Annotated in this window: 25 protein-coding genes; all 25 read right to left on the reverse strand. The window is 56.8% G+C overall.

Features of this window, described 5'->3' with window-relative positions; all coding sequences use genetic code 11:
- Nucleotides 1-8 precede the first annotated feature (8 nt).
- The 25 genes from LKE88_RS06315 to LKE88_RS06435 all read right to left on the reverse strand — a co-directional run bounded on the left by LKE88_RS06315 (nt 9) and on the right by LKE88_RS06435 (nt 23655).
- Nucleotides 9-1607: a nucleoside kinase gene (locus LKE88_RS06315; RefSeq protein ID WP_276803071.1), complete on the reverse strand. Its 1599-nt coding sequence runs from the start codon at nt 1605-1607 to the stop codon at nt 9-11.
- 167 nt (nt 1608-1774) lie between these two features.
- The gene (locus LKE88_RS06320; protein ID WP_105326148.1) at nt 1775-3025 is read right to left on the reverse strand and encodes an aminotransferase class I/II-fold pyridoxal phosphate-dependent enzyme; all 1251 of its coding nucleotides are present in this window, start codon (nt 3023-3025) and stop codon (nt 1775-1777) included.
- 110 nt (nt 3026-3135) lie between these two features.
- Nucleotides 3136-3675: a hypothetical protein gene (locus LKE88_RS06325; protein WP_105326149.1), complete on the reverse strand. Its 540-nt coding sequence runs from the start codon at nt 3673-3675 to the stop codon at nt 3136-3138.
- Complete coding sequence (locus tag LKE88_RS06330; protein ID WP_160101826.1) at nt 3665-6019, reverse strand: prepilin peptidase; 2355 nt, start codon at nt 6017-6019, stop codon at nt 3665-3667. Before LKE88_RS06330 ends, LKE88_RS06325 begins: the two co-directional genes overlap by 11 nt.
- 11 nt (nt 6020-6030) lie before the next feature.
- Nucleotides 6031-7557, reverse strand: a complete 1527-nt coding sequence (locus tag LKE88_RS06335; RefSeq protein ID WP_105326151.1) for a YifB family Mg chelatase-like AAA ATPase — start codon at nt 7555-7557, stop codon at nt 6031-6033.
- A 44-nt stretch (nt 7558-7601) separates the two neighbouring features.
- On the reverse strand, nt 7602-7991 hold the full coding sequence (locus tag LKE88_RS13180) for a YraN family protein (protein WP_199614703.1): 390 nt from the start codon (nt 7989-7991) through the stop codon (nt 7602-7604).
- Nucleotides 7992-8007: 16 nt separating this feature from the next.
- A complete protein-coding gene (rnhB, locus tag LKE88_RS06345) occupies nt 8008-8811 on the reverse strand; it encodes a ribonuclease HII (protein ID WP_105326153.1) in 804 nt (267 codons plus the stop codon).
- Nucleotides 8798-9715 (reverse strand): ribosome biogenesis GTPase YlqF, encoded by a 918-nt coding sequence (gene ylqF, locus LKE88_RS06350; RefSeq protein WP_105326154.1) that lies wholly within the window; start codon nt 9713-9715, stop codon nt 8798-8800. Before ylqF ends, rnhB begins: the two co-directional genes overlap by 14 nt.
- A 261-nt stretch (nt 9716-9976) precedes the next feature.
- A complete protein-coding gene (gene lepB / locus LKE88_RS06355; RefSeq protein ID WP_105326155.1) occupies nt 9977-10516 on the reverse strand; it encodes a signal peptidase I in 540 nt (179 codons plus the stop codon).
- A 54-nt stretch (nt 10517-10570) separates the two neighbouring features.
- A complete protein-coding gene (locus tag LKE88_RS06360; RefSeq protein WP_105326156.1) occupies nt 10571-10918 on the reverse strand; it encodes a hypothetical protein in 348 nt (115 codons plus the stop codon).
- A gap of 63 nt (nt 10919-10981) precedes the next feature.
- Nucleotides 10982-11323: a 50S ribosomal protein L19 gene (gene rplS / locus LKE88_RS06365; protein ID WP_105326157.1), complete on the reverse strand. Its 342-nt coding sequence runs from the start codon at nt 11321-11323 to the stop codon at nt 10982-10984.
- A 125-nt stretch (nt 11324-11448) separates the two neighbouring features.
- Nucleotides 11449-12213, reverse strand: coding sequence for a tRNA (guanosine(37)-N1)-methyltransferase TrmD (trmD, locus tag LKE88_RS06370; protein ID WP_231085952.1), 765 nt, complete (start codon nt 12211-12213; stop codon nt 11449-11451).
- The gene (gene rimM, locus LKE88_RS06375; protein ID WP_105326158.1) at nt 12214-12708 is read right to left on the reverse strand and encodes a ribosome maturation factor RimM; all 495 of its coding nucleotides are present in this window, start codon (nt 12706-12708) and stop codon (nt 12214-12216) included.
- Nucleotides 12709-12712: 4 nt separating this feature from the next.
- On the reverse strand, nt 12713-13120 hold the full coding sequence (locus tag LKE88_RS06380; protein ID WP_105326159.1) for a YlqD family protein: 408 nt from the start codon (nt 13118-13120) through the stop codon (nt 12713-12715).
- 102 nt (nt 13121-13222) lie between these two features.
- Nucleotides 13223-13450, reverse strand: coding sequence for a KH domain-containing protein (locus LKE88_RS06385; RefSeq protein ID WP_105326160.1), 228 nt, complete (start codon nt 13448-13450; stop codon nt 13223-13225).
- Nucleotides 13451-13461: 11 nt separating this feature from the next.
- Entirely contained in the window at nt 13462-13734 is a 273-nt protein-coding gene (rpsP, locus tag LKE88_RS06390; RefSeq protein WP_105326161.1) for a 30S ribosomal protein S16, read from the reverse strand.
- A 27-nt stretch (nt 13735-13761) separates the two neighbouring features.
- The gene (gene ffh / locus LKE88_RS06395) at nt 13762-15108 is read right to left on the reverse strand and encodes a signal recognition particle protein (RefSeq protein WP_105326162.1); all 1347 of its coding nucleotides are present in this window, start codon (nt 15106-15108) and stop codon (nt 13762-13764) included.
- Between the two features lie 2 nt (nt 15109-15110).
- A complete protein-coding gene (gene ylxM, locus LKE88_RS06400) occupies nt 15111-15461 on the reverse strand; it encodes a YlxM family DNA-binding protein (protein WP_231085954.1) in 351 nt (116 codons plus the stop codon).
- Nucleotides 15462-15527: 66 nt separating this feature from the next.
- Complete coding sequence (locus tag LKE88_RS06405) at nt 15528-15971, reverse strand: hypothetical protein (protein ID WP_105326164.1); 444 nt, start codon at nt 15969-15971, stop codon at nt 15528-15530.
- Between the two features lie 12 nt (nt 15972-15983).
- Nucleotides 15984-16619, reverse strand: a complete 636-nt coding sequence (gene thiE / locus LKE88_RS06410; protein WP_105326165.1) for a thiamine phosphate synthase — start codon at nt 16617-16619, stop codon at nt 15984-15986.
- Nucleotides 16600-17424 (reverse strand): hydroxyethylthiazole kinase, encoded by an 825-nt coding sequence (gene thiM / locus LKE88_RS06415; RefSeq protein ID WP_231085955.1) that lies wholly within the window; start codon nt 17422-17424, stop codon nt 16600-16602. Before thiM ends, thiE begins: the two co-directional genes overlap by 20 nt.
- Nucleotides 17421-18221, reverse strand: a complete 801-nt coding sequence (thiD, locus tag LKE88_RS06420; RefSeq protein ID WP_105326166.1) for a bifunctional hydroxymethylpyrimidine kinase/phosphomethylpyrimidine kinase — start codon at nt 18219-18221, stop codon at nt 17421-17423. The genes thiM and thiD overlap by 4 nt, the downstream gene beginning before the upstream one ends.
- Before the next feature lie 95 nt (nt 18222-18316).
- Nucleotides 18317-20305, reverse strand: coding sequence for a transketolase (gene tkt, locus LKE88_RS06425; protein WP_105326167.1), 1989 nt, complete (start codon nt 20303-20305; stop codon nt 18317-18319).
- Nucleotides 20306-20646: 341 nt separating this feature from the next.
- Entirely contained in the window at nt 20647-22713 is a 2067-nt protein-coding gene (gene fusA, locus LKE88_RS06430) for an elongation factor G (RefSeq protein WP_105326168.1), read from the reverse strand.
- A 195-nt stretch (nt 22714-22908) separates the two neighbouring features.
- Nucleotides 22909-23655 (reverse strand): TVP38/TMEM64 family protein, encoded by a 747-nt coding sequence (locus tag LKE88_RS06435; RefSeq protein ID WP_105326169.1) that lies wholly within the window; start codon nt 23653-23655, stop codon nt 22909-22911.
- Nucleotides 23656-23668 lie beyond the last annotated feature (13 nt).

A 23668-nucleotide genomic window follows, 5' to 3' on the forward strand; every position in this document is an offset into this window, starting at 1 on the left:
AAGACCTCCTATAATAGGTCACCAAAAATGGAGTGACCAATGAACTCACGGATAATTGAGTTGTTGGGAATGGCCTCGTCATCAATGGATTCAACGATACTTAACATATCCATCAAATTCTTGGCTACGGTGTACTCCGGTTTATCCGGGGTAATCTTGGCCAAGAGAGGCTGGGCATATTTTTTCAGCACGGCCAGTTCGTAAATCAGCGTGGTGTTGAACATAATGTCCGCCTCCTCACTGAAAGGAAATATGTACTTTTCTTCTCCCGCCCGAACTTTCGGCCAATTCTGCAAGGTTTGCAGGGCATTGTGGGACCGGAATTGGGAATCCCGGACCATTCGGCGCAGAAGCCGCATATCCGTTGTTGGTATACGATTATAATCGTCAAATGACAATGGTGTCAAGGCACTAATATAAATTTTTAATTTGTGTTTCGCTGAGACGTGACTAGAGAGCTTTTCGTTCAGTCCGTGTATACCCTCCACAACCAGAACCCCATCGCTGCCCAGTTGTTCTTTCTGGCCCCGGAACTCCCGTTTGCCGGATTTGAAACTGTAATGGGGAATTTCCACCGTTTTGCCCTTCAGCAGCTGTTCCAAATCGTAGTTGAACAGGTCCAGGTCCAGGGCATTGATGGATTCATAGTCGTAGCTGCCATCGGGCAGCAGCGGCGTATCTTTGCGTTCCTTAAAATAGTTGTCCAGGGAAATGGGGATGGGCCGCAGGCCGTTGACCCGCATCTGGACCGCTAGCCGCTGGGCAAAGGTGGTCTTCCCGGAGGAAGACGGCCCGGCAATGAGCACCAGTTTGATGTCCCGGTCTTCCTGGTCCGCAATCACATCCGCAATCTGGGCAATCTTCTTTTCGTGCTGGGCCTCGCACATCTGGATAATCCCCCGGCTGTCGCCCCGGGTAATGTACTGGTTCAAGGCCGCCACCGTGGGGCAGTGCATCACCTGGCCCATCTTTTCTGCCTGGGCATAGACGGAGGCCAGTTTCTGCCGCTCCTTAAAGGGCTTCAGATGATTGTATTGGCCCCGCTTACCATAGCGCAGCAGGATACCAGGCCCCATCCGCAGCAGTTCAAACTTCTTCAGGTACCCCAAATCCGGCAGCAGGGGACCTACAAAGTAGGCATTTTCCCGGCCCAGCTGGTAAATATTGATTTTGTAATCCGCCGGCAGGGCTGCCAAAAGCGGCGCCTGATCTTCGTAAAACCGGGGCTTCACATAGGGCCAGGCATCGTCCTTGGCAATCTGGGTCACTTCCACCGGTACCCGTTCCCGGATCATCTGTTCCATAAAGCCGGTCACGTCCGCCAGGTCGTACTTGCTCAGTACAATCCGGTTCTTGATATCGCAGAAAAGGGCATTGCCAAAGGTGTTTTCCACCTCCAGCCGCACTTCCGGCCGCAGCTTCTTCATGGCAGTAATCAGGGCAAACAAAAAGGTGCTGATGTAGGCCTTATACCCTTCGGCAGAATCCAAATCCAAAAAGCCCACCCGGTCCCCGTTGTGGGGACAGAGCTGGAGAGGCACAGCTTCTCCATTGACTACACCCACCGCAATGGGCGCCTGGTATTGGCTTTGAAAGTCCTTGGCCATTTCCACAAGCGGGGTTCGATCCGCGTAGGATCTTTTCTCCCCACCCGGTCCATAGATATACATACTGCAACCTCTCCTTTGCTGATGGTTTCTCGTGCTAAGTCTATATTGAATATTGTATACAAGAAAAATTGGCTGCCGAGGTCCGGCAGCCAATCCATTTCTGTTTATTCTCCTACTGCATCCATGGCAGCCTTGATTTTGGCAGCCAGACCCTTTACCTTGTTCAGGGAAATGCCGCACAGGGCTACACGCACGCCTGCAGCCAAAGGCACGCAGAATACGTTGACTTCATGCAGTTTTTCGCAGACCTTCATGGAATCCTTTGCCGGAATGGACAGGAAGAAACCGGAGATGTAGGGCACAATATTCAGGCCGCATTCCTTGGCTTCCTTGGTGAACAGGTCACCTCTGGCCTGTACCATCTTGTAATAGTAGGCTCTTTCCTGCTGTACCTTGTCCAGCAGTTCAGGGTCCTTGTAGATGATCTGCAGGGTTTCCATAGCTCCCCGGTTGATGTTGGACCAGGTGGAGCGGCCGGTATTTTTGTTTACGTCCAGGAACTGTTGGATCTGTTCCTTGTCGGAGGTTACCCCCAGCAGGGCGCCGCAGCGCTCGCCGTACATGGTAAAGCTCTTGGACATGCTGTAGGCAACCAGGCCGAAGATGTTCTTGGGCAGGTTGGACAGCTTCTTGAAGATTTTGCGGACTTCTTCCCGTTCGCCGGCATAGTCGATATAGGCTACGTCCAGGCACAGGGTAGCAGTCTTGTTGGTGCCCTTCAGTTCTTCCTTCAGCATATTGAGGACATTTTCCACGTCTTCAGGCGTCAGGCTGAAACCGGTGGGGTTGTGGGCCGGGGTGTTGATGATGACCAGTACCCGGTCCTGGCGGGCCAGCACCTTGTGGACCGTTTCGGTCAGGGCCGGCAGGTTGAAGTACTTATCGTCCGGGGTCAGCATGGGATACGTTACCAGTTCCCGATCCATGTCCCGGCAGATGGTGTTGTAGGCACCCCAGTACCATTCAGCGGTAATTACCTGGTCGCCCACTTCCGTATAGTTCCAGATGGAATGGTGGATGGCACCGGTGCCGCCGGCCGTGGCCAGGGCTGCGGTATAGCCTTCGGGGCGGGACTCGCCAAAGCAGGCGTCCTGCACCAGATCCAGGAATTCTGGAAGCCCCATAATGGGAGCATATCTGAAGTACTGGCCGTCTTCCAGGCTTCTGAACACCTTGCTGACGGTGGGCAGTACTGCGAATTTTTCATCATCGTCCATAATAGCGCCAATGGTGGCATTGGTCACTGCGTCAGCACCGATTTCTTTGATTCTCTTTTGGGCTGCTTCGCTGGCTCCGAAAATTCTGTCTACACTTGTCTTTCCGTGTGTATGCGGTGCTACACAACTAATGGTCATGATAGTTCCTCCCCTCAATGATTGAACAACTAGATAAACTCTGTTCATAACCGTTGCACTAAATATTATCTCATTAATTTTCGGGGAGGTCAACTGGAAGAACGGAAATTTTAGGATTTTTGGCCATTTTTTGTAGCAAAAATTTTTAATTTTCCATGAAAATTTAACATACTGTTACGATTTTTCCACTCTGTGCTAGATTCTGTCCATTGAAAAGTGCCAGGTTCCTGCTCCCACAGCTGGTGGAACAACAGCAATTGGGTGTAATCCCCCTCCAGAGCCAGGGACAGGGGCAGGTACGTTCCCCCCGCTTCCCGGCCGGGAGCCTGGGCTTCCAGAGAAAGCAGACGCACCCCGCTTTCCCGGCACAGGGCTTCCAGCCGGCTGACGGCTTCTTCCCGGGTCACCTGGTCCGGCACCTGCCGGCGCAGCTGCTGCCACTGCTCTTCCGTCTGGGCGGCTGTTCCAGGGTCATACCGTTTGGCAAAAAGCACCAGCTGCCGCTGCCGCTCCTCCAGGCCCAGCAGCTTATGCCGCTCCAGCCGAAGCTGGGTCAGGGCCGGGCGAAAGGCCAAAACCAGGAAGGCCAGCCATAGGCACAGGTGCAGGGCCAGTCGGATTTTGGGGTCCCGTTTCAGGTTAGCCAGCATAGCTGCCGCCTCCCTTCAGCTGAAGCCGGATCCGGAAACCCGCCGTCCGGTCCTTGGCCCCGTCTTCCTCCAGTCGTTCCAGCTGGGCGTCGCTGATGCCGGGCTGATGCTGGAGCAGGTCCACCAGCCTGAGGACGCTGTTTTTCTCCAGGGTCCGGCCTTCCAGCACCACCCCAGGCGCCTGCACCGCTTCCCCGTCCCCTTCCTGGGTCACCCGGGTTACCCAGCAGTCCGCCGGCACCAGGCTGCCCAAAAGGGCCAATAGTCCAGCCCAGGGCAGCTGTTTTTGCTGCACCTTCTGCCGGAGCTGGCTCCGGGCCTCCAGGTCCGCCTTGCGGCTCAGGCTGGTCTGCCACTGGGCTTCCCAGGGTGCCAGGGCCGCCAAATGCCTTTGGGTTTCTCCCAGCCGCCAGGCAGTGCCCAGCCGCAGCAGCTGGCAAAAAACCAAGCCGCAAAAGCCCAGACCCCAAAGCAGGGTAAACCCCCGTTTCTGGGACAGCCGCCCCAGGGACGGCTGGGCTCCCGCAGTCCGGTGGAGGGACAGCTTTCTCGTGTGGAGACAGGGTTTGGCCGCCCCCAGGGAGCAGAGGATTTCCGGCTGGGAAAGCAGTTCTTCCCCCCTGGCATAGGCTTCTGCCACCGTAACCTTGTCCAGGCCCGGCAGAGGCCGCAGCAGCCCCCGTTTCTGGAGCAGGGGCTGGAGCTCCTGGCCCAAAGGCTCCCCGCCGCCCAGGGCCGCATAAAGGGGCAGCGCCGCAAGTCCCAGCTCCTGCCGCCACAGCTCTGCATAGGCAGCAATCTGCTGGGCTGCCTGCTGGCCAGACTCCTGAAAAGTCCCCTGCGCCTCCTGCCACAGGGGGCTTTTGGTCAGCTCCTCCGCCCCCGTTTTCTCTTTTTCCGCAAGGGCCAGGGGCTCACTGTCCACAGGAATCCCCCGCTGCAGCACGGTGAGGACAAAGCGCTTCCCTTCTTTGGTAAGCAGCAGCGCCCCCGGTTCCTCCGTCAGCCATTTGCCCCAGCTGGCCGCCTGGGCTTCCAGGCTCACCAGTTCCCAGTCCAGTGCCGCTGCCAGGTCCAGCAGGGCCTGATTCAGGGCCTTGGACTGGAGCAGCACCGCCGTATTATTGCTTTTGAGCTGCACCGGAACCGCGGCGGCCGTAAAGGTGCCGGGCTTCCAGGGTACGTCCTGCAAAAGGCCCCACTGGGCCGCTTCCGCCAGGTTTTTCGCCGCTGCCTGGGGCAGGCTGGCCCGGCGCAGCAGCACCTGCCGGCTGGACAGGCTAAAGCTCACCTGCCCCGCCCCAAAGCCCCGCTTCCGGCACTGGTCCCCCAGCCATTCGGCTACGGCAGGGACCTGTTCCGGACTGGTAAGCGCCGGCAGTTCCCGGGGCCAGGGCAGCTGGGCCGTACGGGCAAGGTGCAGCTTTTCTCCCCGGCGCTCCGTTTCCGTCAGGGTCAGAGCCTGGTTTCCCCAGTGGACCACCAGGAGCCGCTTGGGCCAGGGGGAAACCAGTTTTTCCCAACGGCTGCGCAGGTTGTCCCAGGAAAGGGTTTGCTCCAGGGGCAGCAGCCCCAGCAGCAAAAGCCCCGGGTCCAGCGCCGACGGCAGCGTTCCCACCACCCCTTTACAATGCACCAGAAAGGCTCCCAGGGCCAAAAAAGGAGCCAGGGGAACACCCACCTTTTCCAGAGCCAGCTTTTTCTCCCGGGCACGGGACAGGGCCCAGCCCAGGCTCAGCAGGTTCCCCAGCACAATGCATTGGAACCCTTTCAAAGGTCCCAGCCAAGCTCCCAAAAGGGAACACAAAAGCACGTCCCCAAACCCCAGACCCTGGGGAAAAATCAAATGAAACACCAGCAGGAAACCGCCGCCGGCCAAAACCCCAAAAAGCCCTTCCAGCAGCGTTCCCCCTACCAAAAAACAGCGCAGGGCAATCCACCCGGCCAAGGCCAGCAGCACGCAGTGGTACACCGCCCGTTCTCGCAGGTCCTGCCAGACGATAAGGTACAGGGTGCCGAAGATACCCCACAGGGTAAAAAGCTGCCAGCCGGGAACCTGGCCCCAGCCCAACAGCAGAAACAGCAGGCCGCAGCCTAGTTCCTGATACAGCAGGTCCCGGGAAAGGGGCGTCCGGCAGTAGCCGCAGCGGCCTTTCCGGTACAAATAGCTTACCACCGGCACCAGGTCCTTTGGGCCCAGTCTTCTGCCGCAGGCCTCGCAATGGGACGGCGGCCAGCAGATGGACACCCCGTTTTTCATCCGGTCCGCGCACAGTCCCACAAAACTGCCGGCACAAAGGCCGGTGAGAAAATAGATGATTCCATAAAAAACATTTACTCCCATCATGTCCTCCCCTACCCTTGGATACTGGTGCGCAGCTGGATGGCTTCCCCCAAATGGGTGACGGTAATTATGGGACTTTTCGCCAAATCCGCAATGGTCCGTGCCACCTTGATAATCCGGTCGTGGCTGCGGGCGCTGAGCCCCAGAGCCACAAAGTACCGCTCCAGCAGGGCTTCCGCTTCCGGGGTCATGGGACAAAAGGCCTTCACTTCCCGGCGTCCCATACTGGCGTTGCAGTACAGGTGGGTGCCTTTAAGGCGCTGCCGCTGGATTTCCCGGGCCGCCACCACCCGCTGCCGGATTACGGCAGAGGATTCTTCCTTCTTATCGCTTTTCAGTTCCTGGTATTGCAGCCGGGGTACGTGAATCTGGATATCGATCCGGTCCAGCAGCGGCCCGGAAATCTTCTTCCGGTAGCGGGCAATATCCCCGGGCCGGCAGGAACACTGGTGCACCTTGTCCTCCTCTCCCCAAAACCCACAGGGACAGGGATTCTGGGCCGCCACCAGAATGAACCGGGCCGGATAGGTCAGGGAAGCCTGGACCCGGCTGATGGTCACCATTCCGTCCTCCAGGGGCTGGCGCAGGACCTCCAGGGCGCTTCTTGAAAATTCCGGTAATTCATCTAAAAACAATACCCCGTGGTGACTCAGGGTCACTTCCCCAGGATGGGGAATGGTGCCGCCCCCAATCAGGGCGCTTTGGGACACCGTATGGTGGGGGCTGCGAAAGGGCCGCTCGCTGATAATGCCGCTGCGCCGCTTCAGCAGTCCGGAGATGCTGTAGATTTTCGTTACCTCCAGGGCTTCCTCCTCCGTCATAGGCGGCAGAATGGTGGGCAGACGCCGGGCCAGCATGGTTTTCCCGGCTCCGGGAGCCCCCACCATCAGCACGTTGTGGCCCCCGGCCGCAGCAATTTCCATGGCCCGTTTGGCCACCACCTGCCCCTGGACGTCAGCAAAGTCCACGCTGTTGTCCTCCGGGTTTTCCAGCTGGAGAGGCTCCTTCTCCAAAGGTTCCAAAAGCTCCTTGCCCTGAAGATGGTCCACCAGTTCCAGCAGGGTTTTCGCCGTAAACACCTGGATGCCGTCCACCAGCTTCCCTTCCTGGGCATTGCCCCGGGGGATGTAGATGGTGTCCCGGCCTTCTTCCCGGGCCCGGAGAATCATGGGCAGAATGCCGCTGATGGGCCGCAGGCTGCCGTCCAGGGCCAGTTCTCCGGCAAAGACCGGAGGATTGTCCTCCGGCAGCTTGATATGCTGTTTGGCTGCCAGGATGCCCAGGGCAATGGGCAGGTCCAGGCCGGAGCCGTCCTTTTTCAGGTCCGCCGGCGCCAGATTTACCGTAATGTGGGTATCGGGAAAGTAGAACCCGGTGTTTTTCACCGCCGCCTTTACCCGTTCCTTGGACTCCTTTACCGCCGTATCCGGCAGTCCCACCATTTCAAAGGCGGGCAGGCCGTTGGCCACATCCACTTCCACGGCCACCATTTCTCCGTTAATGCCTCGGGTGGTTTCCCCCCATGTGCGTGCATACATTTGTTCATCACCTGTTTCAAATAGAATAGCGTTTGTAGTCTGGCCTAAAAGCAGGCCTGCATATGATTGATGTTCAGGGTCTCGTGCAGGGAAAGTACCTCAATAATGTCAAAGCGGATCTTGCCCCGAAAGCCTGGATGCTCCTTGAGATACACAAAAGCCGCCCGGTGCAGGTGAACCTGTTTTTCGCGGGTTACAGCTGCTGCCGGACGGCCAAATTTCAGGCTGCGTCGGCTTTTCACTTCCACAAAAACCAGCGTATTCTTTGTTTGGGCAATAATATCCAGTTCTCCATAAGCACAAGCATAGTTCCGGGCTACAATCCGGTAGCCCTGTTTTTCCAGGTACTGGGCAGCTGCATCCTCTCCCCAGTTGCCAAAGCATCTGTGTTCGTGTATACCAATCCCTCCTGTTTCAGCGGCTGGCAGGCGCAGGACACGGGCACTCCGCCTATTTTAATACCAGCGTTTTTTCCTCACTGATTCCCTGATGCTGGGGAAAGTGGGTCTTAATGGGTTCGTAGCTGCCCCGGTGCCAGGGACAGGGGCCGTCCCGCAGAATGGCCTCCACATGGGTGGAAACGCCGTAGCCCTTGTGGGCTGCAAACCCGTACTGGGGATACTGGGCGTCCAGCTCCACCAGCAGCCGGTCACGGGTAACCTTGGCGATAATGGAAGCCGCCGCAATGGCCGCGCTTTTGCTGTCCCCTTTGACCAGGTCCTCCACCGGTATCCCAGAGGCCAGCGTCAGGGGCATGGCGTCTGTCAGGGCTGCCTGGGGCGGCGTGGAAAGGTGGTTCAGGCAGTTGGTCATGGACCACTTGGCCGCCTGATAGATGTTCAGGGCGTCAATCTCCCGGGGCCCCAGAATGGTCACGGTCACCGCCACCGCCTGGTCCAAAATTTCGTCATACAGTTCTTCCCGCCGGGCAGGGCGCACCTTTTTGGAATCGTTGAGCCCGGGCAGCCAAATCCCGTGGGGCAAAATAACCGCAGCGGTTACCAAAGGTCCCGCCAAAGGGCCCCTCCCCGCTTCATCGGTGCCGGCCACCTGATTCAGGCCCTGCTCCCAATACCGGCGCTCCAGGTCCTGGAAATGCAGCAGCCGGTCCCGTTCCGCCGCTTCTGCCGCCAGGCGCTTCGTATAGGCCGCCAGCAGCTTCTGGACCCCGGCCCGGGCATCCAGGCGCAGCTCCGCCAGCTGTTCTGCGGTGGGCGTTCCCGCCAGCAGTTCCTTCACTTCAGCAATCTTCATGGTGTTCCTCCGCCTTTTCGGCAGCACTTTTTCCCGGAACCTCCAGGGTGAAAGCCCCCAGTTTGCCGGTCTTAAAGTCCCGGATCACCATTTGGATGACCTTGTTGTAGTCCACCAGGCCGCCGGCTTTCAGGCAACCCCGGGAACGGCCGATTTTTTCTTCCAGTTCCTTGGCCCCGTCTTCTTCCGCCAGTGCAATGTTGTAGTAGGCGGACAGTTCCTGGGGATAGTACTTCTTCAGCCGCAGCAGCAGAATGTGCACGGCAATTTCCAAGTCGAATACCTCTTCCCGGATGGCCCCAGTCACGGCCAGGGAAAAGCCCGTTTCCGGGTCGTCAAATTTGGGCCACAGCACCCCCGGGGTGTCCAGCAGTTCCAGCCCCTTGCCCAGGATGACCCACTGGGGCCCCCGGGTTACGCCGGGCCGGTTCTGGGCCACGGTCTTGTTTTTGCCCAGCAGCCGGTTGATCAGGGTGGACTTGCCCACGTTGGGAATGCCCACAATCATCACCCGGACCGGATGGTTCTTGACGCCTTTTTTCAGCCATTTGTCCAGAGTAGGCTGGCCGGCCTTTTGGATGGCCGCCACCAGGGCCTTGACCCCTTTGTTCTTCTGGCAGTTCACTTCCAGGGCGGTAAAGTTCTGTTCCTTCAGCCGCTCCAGCCACCGGGCGGTCTGCACAGGATCCGCCATATCCGTCTTGTTCAGCACCACGATTTTCTGCTTGTTGCCAATGAGCTTTTTCAGCATGGGGTTGGCGCTGGACCGTGGAATCCGGGCGTCCAGCATTTCCACCACCACGTCCACCAGCTTCAGCTGTTCCTCCATCATCCGTTTGGCCTTGGTCATATGACCGGGGAACCACTGGATGTGAAGCTTGGGTTCTTTTTCCATTTCGTTCATAGTTTTTCCTTTCTATCCTACGCCCTGCCGCCCAGAGGCCAGCAGAGCCGCTCTTTTCTGTCCTTTAGGAGAGCCAGTTGCTCCCCCTCTGCCGCAGCCTTCAGGTCCTGCGGCTTTCAATTTGTTTTATTATAACAGTTTTCTTTCTCCCTGCAAAATGCGGGCATTTTTAGGGGTTTAACGGGAATCCCCCACTTTTTTCCCAGGCAAAAAAAGAAGCAGGGCCAGTTATTGCACCGACCCTGCATGTTCTTATTCTACTCAAGGCAAAGACCGAAATTGTCCCAAGGGCCAGAAAATCAGGCTGGCTTTGCCCTTGACCAGACTCAGGTCCACAAAGCCCACGTCCCGGTACCGGCTGTCTTCGGAATTGTTCCGGTTGTCCCCCATGACAAAAATATGGCCCTGGGGTACCGTGGTTTTGGGATAGTTGGTGTGGAAGGGTTCCCGGATATAGGACTCATCCAGCGCCTCACCATTCACATAGGTCTTCCCATCCCGGATTTCAATGGTATCCCCGCCTACGGCGATGACCCGTTTGATAAAGTCCCTGCGGGTGTCACTGGGATATTTGAAAACGATGATTTCGCCCCGTTTGGGCTCCCTGGTGTAGTACACCAGCTTGTTCACCAGCAGCCGTTCCTGGTCCTGGAGGGTATTCATCATGGAAGGTCCGGAAACCATATAGGGTTCCACCAAAAATGTACGAATCCCAAAGGCCAGCACCACGGCCACAATAATGGAAATCAGCCAGTCGCTGACAGTGTCCTGCCAGGACCCGGATTTTTCTTTTTCGTCCATACCATTCTCCTAGCACAAAATTGGAAAGCCGCAGCACCGCCGCTTCCAAAATTTTTACAGCAGATTCCCCAGCAAATGGAGAATTCCCAGCACCGCCACCAGTTTCACCAAGGTGGCCTGGGTGGCAAAGGCATCCTGGTTCCAGAAGTTCCAGACTCCGGCCACCAGCTGGTTTACCGCCTTCTTGTCCCCGTGGACGTACCGCTGCAGCAGGGCAAAGCCCTGGCGTTCCCGGATTACCGCCAGCCAGTACAAAAGGGACACCAGTCCCAGTAAGTTCAGCCCCTGTTCCGTCCAGGCCTTGTCCACAAAAAGGACCATGGGCCAGTAGGTCAGGATCACAAACAGCAGCAGACTGGACAACTTTCCGGACCAGCCCTGTGCGTTCTTAGGTGCAGCCATCTTACCAACTCCTAAAACAAAAGGGGACTGCGCAGACAGTCCCCCACCGTTTTTTGTTTCCGATTAGCGGCGTTCTCTAATACGAGCAGCCTTACCGGTCAGTTTACGCAGATAGTACAGTTTTGCTCTGCGAACGATACCTCTATGAGATACCTCAATTTTCTCCAGTCTGGGAGAATGTACAGGGAAAGTTCTTTCTACGCCAACGCCGGAAGCGATACGACGTACGGTGAACATTTCACGCACACCTGCGCCACTGCGGGAGATGCAAACGCCTTCAAACAGCTGAACACGTTCACGGGTACCTTCGACTACTTTTACATAAACTTTCAAAGTGTCGCCGGCACGGAATTCAGGAATGTCGGAACGCAGTTGTTCCTTTTCAATTGCTTCGATGATGTTCATTTATGTTCCTCCTCAGAATCCAAGACGTTCATTCTTAGCCTCGTGCTAACAGCGGACCGCCCGTTAATGCATACGCTGTATTATACCATACAGACAGGGTGGGCGCAAGAAAAAGGGCTGCAAAATCAGTCCTTTTCCGGGTCCTTTCCCTGATTTTTTTCTTCCGCCTGGACGGCCAGAAACAGCTTGCCGTCCCCGGGCTGCCAGGGCACCGTCCGGAGCAGTTCCGGCCGGTACTTCAGGGTAGTCCGCAGGGCTTCCTTCCGCCGCCAGGTTTCAATCTTCCCGTGGTCCCCACTGGTGAGGACGGAGGGTACAAGCTGTCCCTGATAGTCCACCGGGCGGGTATACTGGGGGTATTCCAACAGGCCCGCAGCAAAGGATTCCTCCTCAGCGCTGACGGCCTTGCCCAGCACCCCGGGAATAAAGCGGGCCACTGCATCCATGACGGCAAGAGCCGGAAGCTCCCCTCCCGTCAGGACGAAGTCCCCTACGGAAAGCCGCAGGTCCGCCTGGGCCAGAATCCGCTCGTCAAAGCCCTCGTAGTGCCCGCAGCAAAAGATCAGGTCCCGGCCGCTGGCGGCCAAGCTGCAAACCCGCTGCTGCTTCAGGGCTTCCCCGGCGGGGGTCATCGCCAGCACCAGAGCCTCCGGTGCCAGTTCCCTGGCCCGCTCCAGCGCAGCCAAATAGGTCCGGGGCTGGAGCACCATACCGGCGCCGCCGCCGCAGGTGGTATCATCCACACTGCGGTGCCGGTCCGTAGCAAAGTCCCGAGGATTCACGCAGGCTACAGAAAGAAGACCTTCCTGTACGGCCCTGCCCAAAATAGAGAAGGACGCCGCCTGCTGGATCATTTCCGGAAACAGGGTGAGAAAGATGAACTGTCTCACTTAGATCCACTCCGGCAGGACCATGACCACCTGCTTCTGGTCCCAATCAATTTTTTTGATATTCTCGGCAATGGAGGCCACCAGAATATCTTCCCCTTCCGGGGGAGCCACCACGAACACATCCGTGGGTCCCGGGGAAATCACGTCCTTTACCGTGCCAATGGGATCTCCCGCAGGAGAAACCACCGCAAACCCGATAATGTCCCTGACATAGAACTGCCCTTCCGGCAGGGGCGGCAGCTCCTCTGGCCTTAGGACAATGGTCCGGCCCCGCAGGGCTTCGGCCTGGTCCATATCGGTGACTTCCTGCACCTTTACCAGGTACGCATTCTTATGGAAGCGTACGGAAACTACGTGCAGCACCCGGCCGTTGTCCAAGGTCAGGGTTTCCCTGTCCTCGTACTGTTCCGGCTGGTCCGTCAGGGGCAGAACGCGAAATTCGCCCCGCACGCCATGCGGGGCGACAATTTTGCCAATCACAATCTTCTGTTCCATGGACTCACGCTCTAAAACCGATGACTTTGCCGTCTTCCACCAGGATTTCGGCGCCCATCAGGGATTCCAGATCGGAACCGATGGTGATTTCCACACTGCGTTCCAGTGTGCCGTGACCGACTTCACTGCCAATTTCCAGATTTTCAGCCCGTTCCAGTTTATCTTTCAGCTCCTGGAGCGCATGGCCGCGCTGGGCCTTTTCGTACTCGATCTGTTCCTGCAAACCGCGCAGGGCATTGGGATCGGCACCAGCTTGTTCATTCAGTGCCCGTTTGGCATTGAACTGGAATTGTTCAAAATCCAGCTCGGCGGCCTGGACCTGGCGTTTCATATCTGCAACGATTTGAGATTTCAGGTCTTCGGTCACCTTGGCTTTGATGCCAACCGGTACCCGGACGATCATTTTATCCATAGTATCCACCTTACTGAACCCCTGACGCCAGGGCGCCGGGATCCGCGTCATGTCTCCTGACTAAAGAAGAGCATCACCTGCAATACAGGGGCTGCTCTTCCATTAATCAATGTCTACGATTACTTTTACGTTTTCACGGGTGGCAGCAGCTTTCATCACCAGGCGGATAGCCTTGGCAATGCGGCCCTGCTTGCCGATCACTTTACCCATATCTTCAGGTGCCACGTGGAGTTTGAGGATTACGGAAGAACCGTTTCTCTCCTCCTCCACTTGGACCTCGGAGGGATTATTGACGATAGCCTTAGCAATGACTTCAACTATCTCTTTCATAGTCAACCTCCTTATTTACCAGCCTTTTCGCCAGCCAGTTTAGCCATCAGGCCTTGTTTGCTGAACATGGAACAAACCGTGTCGGTGGGTTGAGCACCTTTCAGCATCCAAGCCAGAGCCTTTTCTTCATCAATATTGATCACTGCGGGATCAACAGTGGAATCATAGGTACCTACGGTTTCGATGAAGCGGCCATCACGCGGAGCGCGTTCGTCGGCAACAACGATACGGTAGAAGGGGCTTTTCTTAGCACCCATACGTTTCAGACGGATTTTAACTGCCACAAGATTCACCTCCTTAAAAGAATTTGTTTATTGCAGGAAGGGGAGCTTAAAGCGTCCCTTCCGTGCATACTTGTTCATGCCCTGCATGGTTTTCATCAGCTTCTTGCTTTCCTCAAACTGCTTCAGCAGGCGGTTGACATCCTGTACCCGCTGGCCGCAGCCGGCTGCAATGCGTTTCCGGCGGGACCCGTTGATAATCCGGGGATTGCGCCGTTCTTCGGCAGTCATGGAAGTGATAATGGCCTCCAGGCGGCGTACTTCCTTGCCGTCCAGGTCCACCCCTTCCAACTGCTTGCTGATTTTCCCCATGCCGGGGATCAGGCTGAGAATGGATTCCAGGGAGCCCAGTTTCTTGACCTGTTTCATTTGGTCCAGGAACATGTCCAGGGTAAATTCATTCTTTTTCAGATGCTCAGCCAGCTTTTGGGCTTCCTTTTCATCAAAGGCGGATTGGGCTTTTTCAATCAGGGAGAGCACATCCCCCATGCCCAGAATCCGGGAAGCCATTCTATCAGGATAAAAGGGTTCCAAAGCATCCAGCTTTTCGCCCATACCCACAAATTTTACCGGGCAGTTGGTCACTGCCTTCACACTGAGAACCGCACCGCCCCGGGCGTCGCCGTCCAGTTTGGTCACAATCAGGCCCGTAATGCCCAGTGCCTGGTTAAAGGCATCAGCCACCGTAACGGCGTCCTGACCGGTCATGGCGTCCACCACCAAAAGGATTTCGTCGGGATGTACGGCTTCCTTCATGTCCTTCAGCTCGTTCATCAGGGTTTCGTCCACGTGGAGACGGCCGGCGGTATCGATGATTACCGTGTCGCACAACAGGGCATTGGCCCGCTTCAGGGCTTCCTTGGCAATTTCCACCGGGGAAACCTTGTCGCCCAGGGTAAACACCGGCATGTCCAGCTGTTTGCCAATGACCTCCAACTGGGTGATAGCAGCAGGACGGTACACGTCCCCAGCCACCATCAGGGGCTTTTTGCCATTTTTCCGCAGGTAGTTGGCCAACTTACCCACCGTAGTGGTCTTACCAGCGCCCTGCAGGCCCGCCAGCATAATAATGGTGGGCGGGTTGGGAGACACGGCCAGTTTGCTCTGGGTGCCGCCCAGCAGATTGATCAGTTCTTCATGAACAATCTTTACAATATATTGGCCAGGAGTCAGGCTGGGGTCCACTTGCTGCCCTTGGGCCCGCTCCTTGATTTTTGCTGTAAATTCCTTGACGACCTTGAAGTTTACATCGGCCTCCAACAGAGCCAGCCGGACTTCCCGGAGGGTATCCTTCAAATCCTGTTCGGATACGGTCTTTTGTCCGCGCAGCTTTTGGATGGCAGCCGTCAATTTATCGGTTAATATTTCAAAAGCCATAGTTACCTGCCTTCGTCAATCAAACTCTGCAAGATGGTCCGGACTTCTTCCAGACGTGGGTCGGTTAAGCCGTCGGACTTGCAGGCTTCCAGCAGCGACAGGGCTCCCCGGAGCTTGAACCGGGTATCCTGGGCGCCATGCAGCAGCTGCAATTTGGATTCATATTTTTCCAGGGTCTGTTCTACCCGCCGCAGCAGATCGTACACTGCCTGGCGGCTGATGCCGCAGCTTTCCGCAATCTCTCCCAGGGAGAGGTCATCGTAAAAGTACTGCTCCATCACAGCCTGCTGCTTTTCGGTCAGCAGACCGCCGTACATATCGTAGAGCCGGCCAAACCGGATCTTTTTTGTCAATTCATCATCCTGCATGGTATCACCGACGCTTATTCTACTATAATGGCACAAGCCTGTCAAGCATTTTTACTTGACAGGCTCAGTTTTTTCCAGGCTAAACAAACTTTCTTCCACAAACCCGGTTTTCTCCTGGTTTTCGTCCTTCTTCACCGGCGTCTCCCGGCGTTTGGTCTCCCCGGAGAACAGGTCCTCCCCGCCGTACATGACTTTTTTGGCCATGCGCCGGGTTCTGTCCTTATCCCAGCGGACCCCGTGCCGGGTGTACTTTTTCAGCAGTTTGGACTCCGGATTGGTTTCCTTGTTCAGGTTTTCCAGGTCATAGGCTTCGGTGATCATCTTTCCCAAAACGGCGTTGACCCCATGGGCAGAGCTGTTTTTCACCGCTTCCCGGTACTGCTCCAGGAGCTCCGGGTGTTTCTCGATGAACTGGAAAATCTCATCGGTAATCCTGTAGGTAAAAAGCTCCAGGACCTTGCGGCCCAGAGCTTCCGCTTCTTTGTTTCCTGCCATAGGCACCTTCCTTTAGCGGCGGGCGGCGTACAACGCCTTCAGCCGGGTTACGGTGGCGGTAATGTCCGCTGCCCCCAAAATACCGCTGATCATGGCACAGCCGCTGGCCCCCAGTTCCAAAACCTGGGCGTACTGGTCCTCGTGGATGCCCCCAATGCCCACCACAGGAATCTGGACTGCGGCCACAATAGCCCGGAAAGTCTGGGCCGGCAGCAGTTTGGCGTCCTTTTTGCTGCCCGTAGGGTACAGGGCTCCTGCTCCCAGGTAGTCCGCACCCCGGCGCTGGGCCTCGGTGGCTTCCGCCACATTGTGGGCGGAGATGCCCACCACCGCGTCCGGTCCCAGTTCCTGCCGGGCCTTTTCGATGGCGGCGTCCTCCTGGCCCAAATGGACCCCGGCGGCGCCGATTTCCTTGGCCGCTGCAATATTATCGTCAATCAGCAGGGGTACCCCATAGCGGTCACACAGGGCTTTCACCCGTTTTCCCTTGGCCAGCAGTTCTTCCCAGGAGGCCTCCTTTTCCCGGAGCTGGACCAGGGTTACCCCGGCCTTCAGGGCTTCTTCCACGGCGGCGTAAAAATCCCGGCCCTTCAGGCAATGGGTATCCGTCACCAAATATACGCTGTAATCAATGATTTTCTTCGTCACGTTGTTCTTCCCCCCGAAATTTCTGCTGGAGCGTCAGGCCGTTTTCCTGGTATAGGGCATCCATCAGCCGGGCCCGGAAAGTTCCCGGTCCCGGGCAGTTCACCTGGGCCGCTTCCGCCGCCACGTTCATCAGGGTTAGCCCCCACAGGGCACCTGCCAGCGGCGACTCCGCCACGGCAATGCCGGCTCCCATAACGGTGCCGGTCATGCACCCTGCCCCGGTAATCCGGGAAAGCAGCGCCGACCCGTTCCGGGCATAGAGTATCCGTTTTCCGTCGCTGAGGGCGTCCACCGGACCGGTAATTACCGCCACACAATGATAGGTCCGAGCCAGGGCTTTGGCCAATAGGCCCGGCTGGGTTTCCAGTCCTGCGTCCACCCCTTTGCCCTTTCCCTGGCGCCAGTCCAAGAGAGCCCGGCCTTCGGCGCCGTTGCCCTTGAGCACCGTCACCCCGCCCTGCAAAAGTTTGAGGGCTGCCTGTTTCCGCCAGTCCACCGTCATGACCCCTACCGGGTCCAGGAGAATGGGCACCCCGCCTTCCCGGGCCGCCCCCATGGCTCTTTCCATGGCCTCATAATGGCTAGTGCTGAAGGTACCCAGGTTGCACACCAGGGCGTCCGCCCGGCGGGCTGCGGCTTCCACTTCTTCCGGGGCGTCCGTCATCATGGGCAGGGCTCCCAGGGCAAGGCCTGCATCAGCACAGAAGCCGGCGGTGACGTAATTGGTAATGTGGTGCAGCAGCGGCCGCCGCTCCCGGACCTGGCCGCTGATTACCGAAAACTCGGCCAGCAGGTCTTCCATCATTCCAGCCCGGCCTTCTTGAACATGGTTACAAAGTGATGGATGGGGCCGTGGCCGTGGCCCACCGGCAGACCGTTTTTGATGCCCAGGGCCACGTAGTCCTTGGCTTCCCGGACGGCCTGCTCCATCGTCATCCCGCTGGCCAGGTCCGCTGCCAAAGAAGAAGACAGGCTGCACCCTGTACCATGGGTGTTGGGGTTATCGTACCGGGGGCCGTCAAACCACTTGCCCCCGTCCCGGGTCAAAAGATAATCATCGGCCGTCTGGGCCAAATGGCCGCCCTTTAAGAGAACGCCCTTGGCGCCCTTTTCCAGGATGATGGCCGCCGCCTTTTCCATATCCGCCTTGCTGCGGATGGTCAGCCCGGACAGCACTTCCCCTTCCATCATGTTGGGGGTAATCAGGTCCGCCAGGGGCAGCAGGTCTTCGATCAAATCCGTCCGGGCGTCCTTTTCCAGCAGGTAGGCACCGGAGGTGGCTACCATCACCGGATCCACCACCAGGACCTTGGGCTTGTACTGGCGCATTTTTTCCGCAATGGTGCGGATAATGGGGGACGTGGAAACCATGCCGATTTTCACCCCGTCCACCCGGATGTCCGTGAATACCGCATCAATCTGGGCGGCCACCACTTCCGGGTCAATATTCTGGATGGCCGTAACGCCGGTGGTATTCTGGGCCGTTACGGAAGTAATCACACTCATGCCAAAGCAGCCATGGGCTGCAAACGATTTCAGGTCGGCCTGGATGCCGGCCCCGCCGGAAGAATCGGATCCGGCAATGGTTAATAAGTGAAACATCAGCGCGCCTCTTTTCCAAAAAAGAAGCGCCGCAGGAAAGGAAATCCATACAGCGCTTCTTTACCAGTTTCCTTTGATGCCAAGGAAGACAAATCTTATTTAACTTTCTTTACCATTTCTACCACATGGTCCACGGTAAAGCCAAACTTTTCGTAAACGGTCTTGCCCGGAGCGGAGGCTCCAAAGCGGTCAATGCCCAGCACCCGTTTCTCACTGCCGGTGTAGCGGGCCCAGCCCAGGCTGACCCCAGCTTCCAAAGCAATGACCGGCGTATCCTTGGGCAGGACCTTCTTCCGGTAGGCTTCGTCCTGGGCGTCGAACTTATCCCAGCTGGGCATGGAAACCACCGTTACGCCGATTTTTTCCTTGTCCAGGGCAGCCTGAGCGGCCAGGGCCAGATGTACTTCGCTGCCGGTAGCCAGCAGAATGGCTTTCACCTTGTCCCGGGGGGACGGGCTCAGCACATAGGCGCCTTTGGCGGCGTTCTTGGCAATCACCTTTGCATAGTCGTGGAGCACAGGCAGGTTCTGCCGGGTGAGCATCAGGCAGGTGGGCTGCTTGCGGTTTTCGCAGGCGGCTTTCCAGGCAACGGCCGTTTCCAGGGCGTCAGCCGGACGGAAAACGGATACGTTGGGAATCAGCCGCAGGCTCATGGTTTGCTCGATGGGTTCATGGGTAGGACCATCTTCCCCTACGAAAATGCTGTCATGGGTGAACACGAACATACTGCCGATACCCATCAGGGCGGCCATTCTTACAGCCGGGCGCATAAAGTCGGAGAACACCAGGAAGGTAGCGCCAAAGGGCAGGATGGCTCCGTGGAGGCACAGGCCGTTGACAATGCAGCCCATGGCGTGTTCCCGGATGCCGAAATGGATGTTCCGGCCGGTCCGGTCTTCTGCAGAGAAGAAGCCCTTGTTCTTCATTTCGGTCTTGTTGGAAGGACCCAGGTCAGCAGAACCGCCAATAAGCGCGGGCAGCTGGTCGGACAGGGTTTGCAGCAGGGTGCCGGAAGCACTGCGGGTAGCTACAGAAGTGGCATCCGCAAAGACCTTCATCAGCTCTTTCACATCCAGGTCCATTTTTCCGTTAATCCGGTCGGTAAGTTCCTGGGCCAGTTCCGGATAGGCCTTGGCGTAGTCGATAACCAGTTGGTTCCAGTCGGCTTCGTTCTTCTGGCAGTCCGGAATTTTGGCGTCAAAATGCGCCTTGACCTCATCAGGCACGTAGAAGAATTTGCTGCTGTCCCAGCCAGCGGCTTCCTTGGTTTTGGCCACATTGTCTTCGCCCAGGGGTTCGCCGTGGGCGCTGGCCATATCCTGCCGGGGGCTGCCAAACCCGATATGGGTCTTGACGATGATCAGGGACGGATGCTTGGTATCGGCCTTGGCTTCTTCCACGGCCTTTTGCAGGGCTTCCACGTCCTCGGAATTATCCACTCTCAGCACCTGCCAGCCGTAAGCGGCAAAGCGGGCGCCCACATTTTCCCGGAAAGCAATTTCCGTATTACCTTCAATGGTAATGTGGTTGTCATCGTACAAGAAAATCAATTTGCCCAAGCCCAGGGTACCAGCCAGGGAAGCAGCTTCAGAAGCCACCCCTTCCATCTGGTCCCCGTCGGAGGTAATGCCGAAGGTATAGTGGTCCACCACCGGGAAGTTTTCCTTGTTGTAGCGGGCAGCCAGCATTTCTTCTGCCATAGCCATACCCACTGCCATGGCAAAGCCGTGGCCCAGAGGACCGGTGGAAACGTCCACGCCGGCGGTAACGCCATATTCCGGATGGCCCGGAGTCCGGGAACCCCATTGCCGGAAGGCTTTCAGGTCTTCAATAGACAGGTCATAGCCAGCCACATGGAGCATAGCATACAAAAGTGCGCTGCCGTGGCCGGGAGACAGGACAAAACGGTCCCGGTTGAACCAGCTGGGGTTCTTGGGATTATATTTCATGAAGCGGTCCCAAAGGGTGTACATCAGGGGCGCGGTGCCCAGGGGCAGGCCCGGATGGCCGGAATTGGCGGCCTGAACTTCATCAATGGACAAAAAACGCAGGGTGTTGATACATTCTTGGTCAATATTTTTCATTTAGTTTGAACTCCCCCATGATTGGACAGATTGAAATACGGTGCAATTCATTTTGATTATAGGATATTTTTACCGTTTACGCAACACGTGGCACTTTTCAGAATTTTCTCCGTTTTCCAGGATTTTTCGGTCCAAACGCCAAAAAGCCGCCCCCTGTCCCGGTACAGCAGCGCTGCCGGCACAGAAAGCGGTTTTTCGGTTGTTGTTCACTATAAGAACAGCGGTTGTCCCGAAGCTCCTCCGGCCTGCCTGTTTTGGGCACGCCGGAGGATCCCCTGGCAGTCCAGGCCCCTACACCTGCAAACTGCCGCCTTCGTGACACTATTCTTATTCGCTAATGGTTAGGCTTTTTCCTGCTTACTTTCCGCAATAATTTTTTCTGCCAGTTTGGGCGGAACATCTTCGTAATGGTCGAACTTCATCTCGAAGGAGCCCGTGCCCTGGGTCAGGGCCCGCAGGTCCACGGCGTAGTCCAACACCTCGGCATAGGGAGCCTGGGCGTTGACGCAGGCCCGGCCATCTTCCAGGGTCTGCATGCCCAGAATCCGGCCCCGTTTGCCATTCAGGTCGGAAATCACGTCCCCGGTCATCCGTTCGTCGCAGTACACGTTCAGGTTATAATAGGGCTCCATAAGCACCGGCTTGGCCTGTTCGGCGGCCTTCTGGAAGGCCTGGTGGGAAGCCACCTTAAAGGCCATTTCCGAGGAGTCCACCGTATGGTAGGAACCGTCCAGCAGGCTGATTTTCAGGTCTACCACCGGATAGCCGGCCAGGATACCGTGTTTCATGGATTCCTTCATGCCCTTTTCCACCGCAGGAATATATTGATGGGGAATGGCCCCGCCAAAAATCTTATCCTCAAAGACGAAGCCGCTTCCCGGAGGCAGGGGTTCCATCTTGATGACCACATGGCCGTATTGGCCGTGGCCGCCAGTTTGTTTCTTGTACTTGCTTTCCGCGTCGGCGCTGCCCCGGATGGTTTCCCGGTATTCCACAATGGGCGCCTTCAGGTCAGCTTCCACACCGAATTTCCGCTGCATCCGTTCCATAATGATTTCCAGATGCTGGTCCCCCATGCCGCTGATCAGGGTTTCCTTGGTCACCGGGTTCCGGCTGACAATAATGGTAGGATCTTCTTCCGTCATCTTGGTCAGGGCGGAAGCAATCTTGTCCTCGTCCCCCTTCTTCTTGGGGTAGATGGCCCGGCTGTACATGGGCAGCGGGAAATCAATGGGCGGGAACAGGACCGGCACATTGGGGTCGCTCAGGGTATCCCCGGTAGCCGTAAATTGCAGGCGGGAGAGCACCCCAATATCCCCGGCCACAATCTGGTCCATGGGAATCTGGGTCTTGCCCCGGAGGGTAAAGATACCCGTCACCTTTTCGTTTTCTTCCCGGCTGGCGTTGTACACGGTGCTGTCCTTCTTGATGGTGCTGGAGAACACCCGGACAAAGCTGAGCCGGCCCACAAAGGGATCGGAGGTGGTCTTGAACACCAGGGCTGCCATGGCTGCGTTGGAGTCCTTGATTTCTTCTTCGCCGGTCTTAACATCCTTTACAATGAAGTCGTTCAAAATGGCCGGGAAGGTGTAGTCCACCACGGCGTTCAGGCAGCGGCCCAGACCGATGTTCTTATAGGCGGAACCGCAGAGCACCGGGAAAATCATTCCTTGGCGGATGCCCTTTACCAGGCAGCGCATAATGTCCTCGTCCGAAATGTCTTCCCCGTTCAGGTACCGTTCCATTACCGCATCATCGGCTTCCACCGCAGCTTCCACCATCTTGCTGTGGGCGTCTTCCACCCAGGCCTTCATATCGTCCGGCACTTCGATTTCGTCCGCTCCGTTGCCGTTGCCCCGATAGGCCTTCATATTGAACACGTCAATGACGCCGCAGAAATTTTCTTCCTTGCCCAGGGGCAGTTCCAGGGGCAGTACTTCCTTGCCGATCTTGGCCCGCAGGTTGTTCAGGATATTGTCGTAGTCCGCGTTTTCCCGGTCCATCTTGTTGACGAAAATCAGCCGGGGCAGCCCCGCTTCTTCCGCCAGTTTCCAGCATTGCTCCGTGCCAATCTGGACACCGCTGGTGGCGCTGACCACAATCAGCACGCTGTCCACAGCCCGGAAAGCACCCTTTACCTCGGCTACAAAGTCGGCAAAGCCCGGGGTATCAATGAAATTGATCTTCACGTCCCGCCATTCCACCGGGGCCAAGGTGGCGCTGACAGAAACGCCCCGCTTGATTTCTTCCGGTTCAAAGTCCGTGGTGGTCTGGCCGTCTTCCACCTTGCACATCCGGCTGATGGACCCGCTGCGATACAGCAGTGCTTCCGTCAGGGAAGTGGTCCCGGCTCCGCCGTGTCCCACGATTGCTACGTTTCTGATTTTATCGCCTGTATACTCTTTCACAATAAGCCCCCCTTAATCGGTAATCACAAACATCTGATGACTTTTTTCGGGTGCAGTGGGCCCTTTTCCTGCAAAGACCGGGTAAAGTTCTGAATTTTCTTCAAATAACAGGAATTTTTGTAAGGAAAGATACACAAAAAAGTTTTTCGGTAAACAAAAAAGCCCTCCAGCAGCAGTTCTGCCAGAGGACGTTCTTCAGGCTTTGGGCTTTTTGTGCCGTTTGTATTGGACATAGAGCAGGGTGCCGTAGGCCAGCACCACCAGGGTGGTGAGAATGGCCAACCGGTGCATATGCTCATGAAAGTTGACGATATCGTGGCCCACCACCACTTCCAAAAAGGTGGAGGGAAATTTTCCGAGAAAAGTGGCAATCACATAATCCCGCAGGCTCATCCGGCTGATGGCCCCCAGGCAGGTAAGAATCCCCGACGGAAAATAGGGCAGAGTCCTGGCCAGGGCCATGACCACCAGGCCTTTGTCGCTGCTCATGTCATCGATTTTCTTCAGGTTGTTGCTTTTGATAATGACCTTTTCTGCTGTGGCCCGGAGAAAGTAGCGCATAATCAGAAAGGAAATGATTACGCCCACGGACTCCGCCGCCCAGGAAATGGTAATGCCAATGGGCAGGCCAAACACCACTCCGTTGGCAGTAGACATGAAAATGGAGGGCAGAAAGCCCGCCGCATTGATGAACACGTCCAGGAAAAAGCTGATGACAATGGCCCAGGGGCCATAGGAACGGAGAAAGCACACGGCTTCTTCCATGTCCCCGCCTTTCACCAGGTGGAACACGTGGCCATAAAAGGTGGGGTCAAGCACATTGATGAGATACAGCAGCAGAACCAGGGCTGCAAAGGCAATGAATTTAAAAACCCGGGCTTCACAGTGGTCCTTGCTTTTATTCTTTTGAGGTAGGGTACTGGGATCTTGGTCTGGGGTCATAAGCGCCTGCTTT

It is taken from the genome of Acidaminococcus hominis (genome assembly GCF_022484025.1).
In the GTDB taxonomy this organism is placed as follows: Bacteria; Bacillota; Negativicutes; order Acidaminococcales; family Acidaminococcaceae; genus Acidaminococcus; species Acidaminococcus hominis.

Excerpts from the sequence above, each read along its gene's own strand:
- LKE88_RS06360 (WP_105326156.1), bottom strand. The coding sequence starts at position 10,918 with ATGGCTGCACCTAAGAACGCACAGGGCTGGTCCGGAAAGTTGTCCAGT.
- LKE88_RS06335 (WP_105326151.1), bottom strand. The coding sequence starts at position 7,557 with ATGTATGCACGCACATGGGGGGAAACCACCCGAGGCATTAACGGAGAA.
- thiD (WP_105326166.1), bottom strand. The coding sequence starts at position 18,221 with ATGTTTCACTTATTAACCATTGCCGGATCCGATTCTTCCGGCGGGGCC.
- rplS (WP_105326157.1), bottom strand. The coding sequence starts at position 11,323 with ATGAACATCATCGAAGCAATTGAAAAGGAACAACTGCGTTCCGACATT.
- LKE88_RS06315 (WP_276803071.1), bottom strand. The coding sequence starts at position 1,607 with ATGGCCAAGGACTTTCAAAGCCAATACCAGGCGCCCATTGCGGTGGGT.
- thiM (WP_231085955.1), bottom strand. The coding sequence starts at position 17,424 with ATGATGGAAGACCTGCTGGCCGAGTTTTCGGTAATCAGCGGCCAGGTC.
- rimM (WP_105326158.1), bottom strand. The coding sequence starts at position 12,708 with ATGGAACAGAAGATTGTGATTGGCAAAATTGTCGCCCCGCATGGCGTG.
- rnhB (WP_105326153.1), bottom strand. The coding sequence starts at position 8,811 with ATGAAGATTGCTGAAGTGAAGGAACTGCTGGCGGGAACGCCCACCGCA.
- ylqF (WP_105326154.1), bottom strand. The coding sequence starts at position 9,715 with ATGAACGAAATGGAAAAAGAACCCAAGCTTCACATCCAGTGGTTCCCC.
- LKE88_RS06435 (WP_105326169.1), bottom strand. The coding sequence starts at position 23,655 with ATGACCCCAGACCAAGATCCCAGTACCCTACCTCAAAAGAATAAAAGC.
- lepB (WP_105326155.1), bottom strand. The coding sequence starts at position 10,516 with ATGGACGAAAAAGAAAAATCCGGGTCCTGGCAGGACACTGTCAGCGAC.
- tkt (WP_105326167.1), bottom strand. The coding sequence starts at position 20,305 with ATGAAAAATATTGACCAAGAATGTATCAACACCCTGCGTTTTTTGTCC.
- LKE88_RS06325 (WP_105326149.1), bottom strand. The coding sequence starts at position 3,675 with ATGCTGGCTAACCTGAAACGGGACCCCAAAATCCGACTGGCCCTGCAC.
- LKE88_RS06385 (WP_105326160.1), bottom strand. The coding sequence starts at position 13,450 with ATGAAAGAGATAGTTGAAGTCATTGCTAAGGCTATCGTCAATAATCCC.
- LKE88_RS06380 (WP_105326159.1), bottom strand. The coding sequence starts at position 13,120 with ATGGATAAAATGATCGTCCGGGTACCGGTTGGCATCAAAGCCAAGGTG.
- LKE88_RS06405 (WP_105326164.1), bottom strand. The coding sequence starts at position 15,971 with ATGGCAGGAAACAAAGAAGCGGAAGCTCTGGGCCGCAAGGTCCTGGAG.
- LKE88_RS06330 (WP_160101826.1), bottom strand. The coding sequence starts at position 6,019 with ATGGGAGTAAATGTTTTTTATGGAATCATCTATTTTCTCACCGGCCTT.
- ffh (WP_105326162.1), bottom strand. The coding sequence starts at position 15,108 with ATGGCTTTTGAAATATTAACCGATAAATTGACGGCTGCCATCCAAAAG.
- LKE88_RS06320 (WP_105326148.1), bottom strand. The coding sequence starts at position 3,025 with ATGACCATTAGTTGTGTAGCACCGCATACACACGGAAAGACAAGTGTA.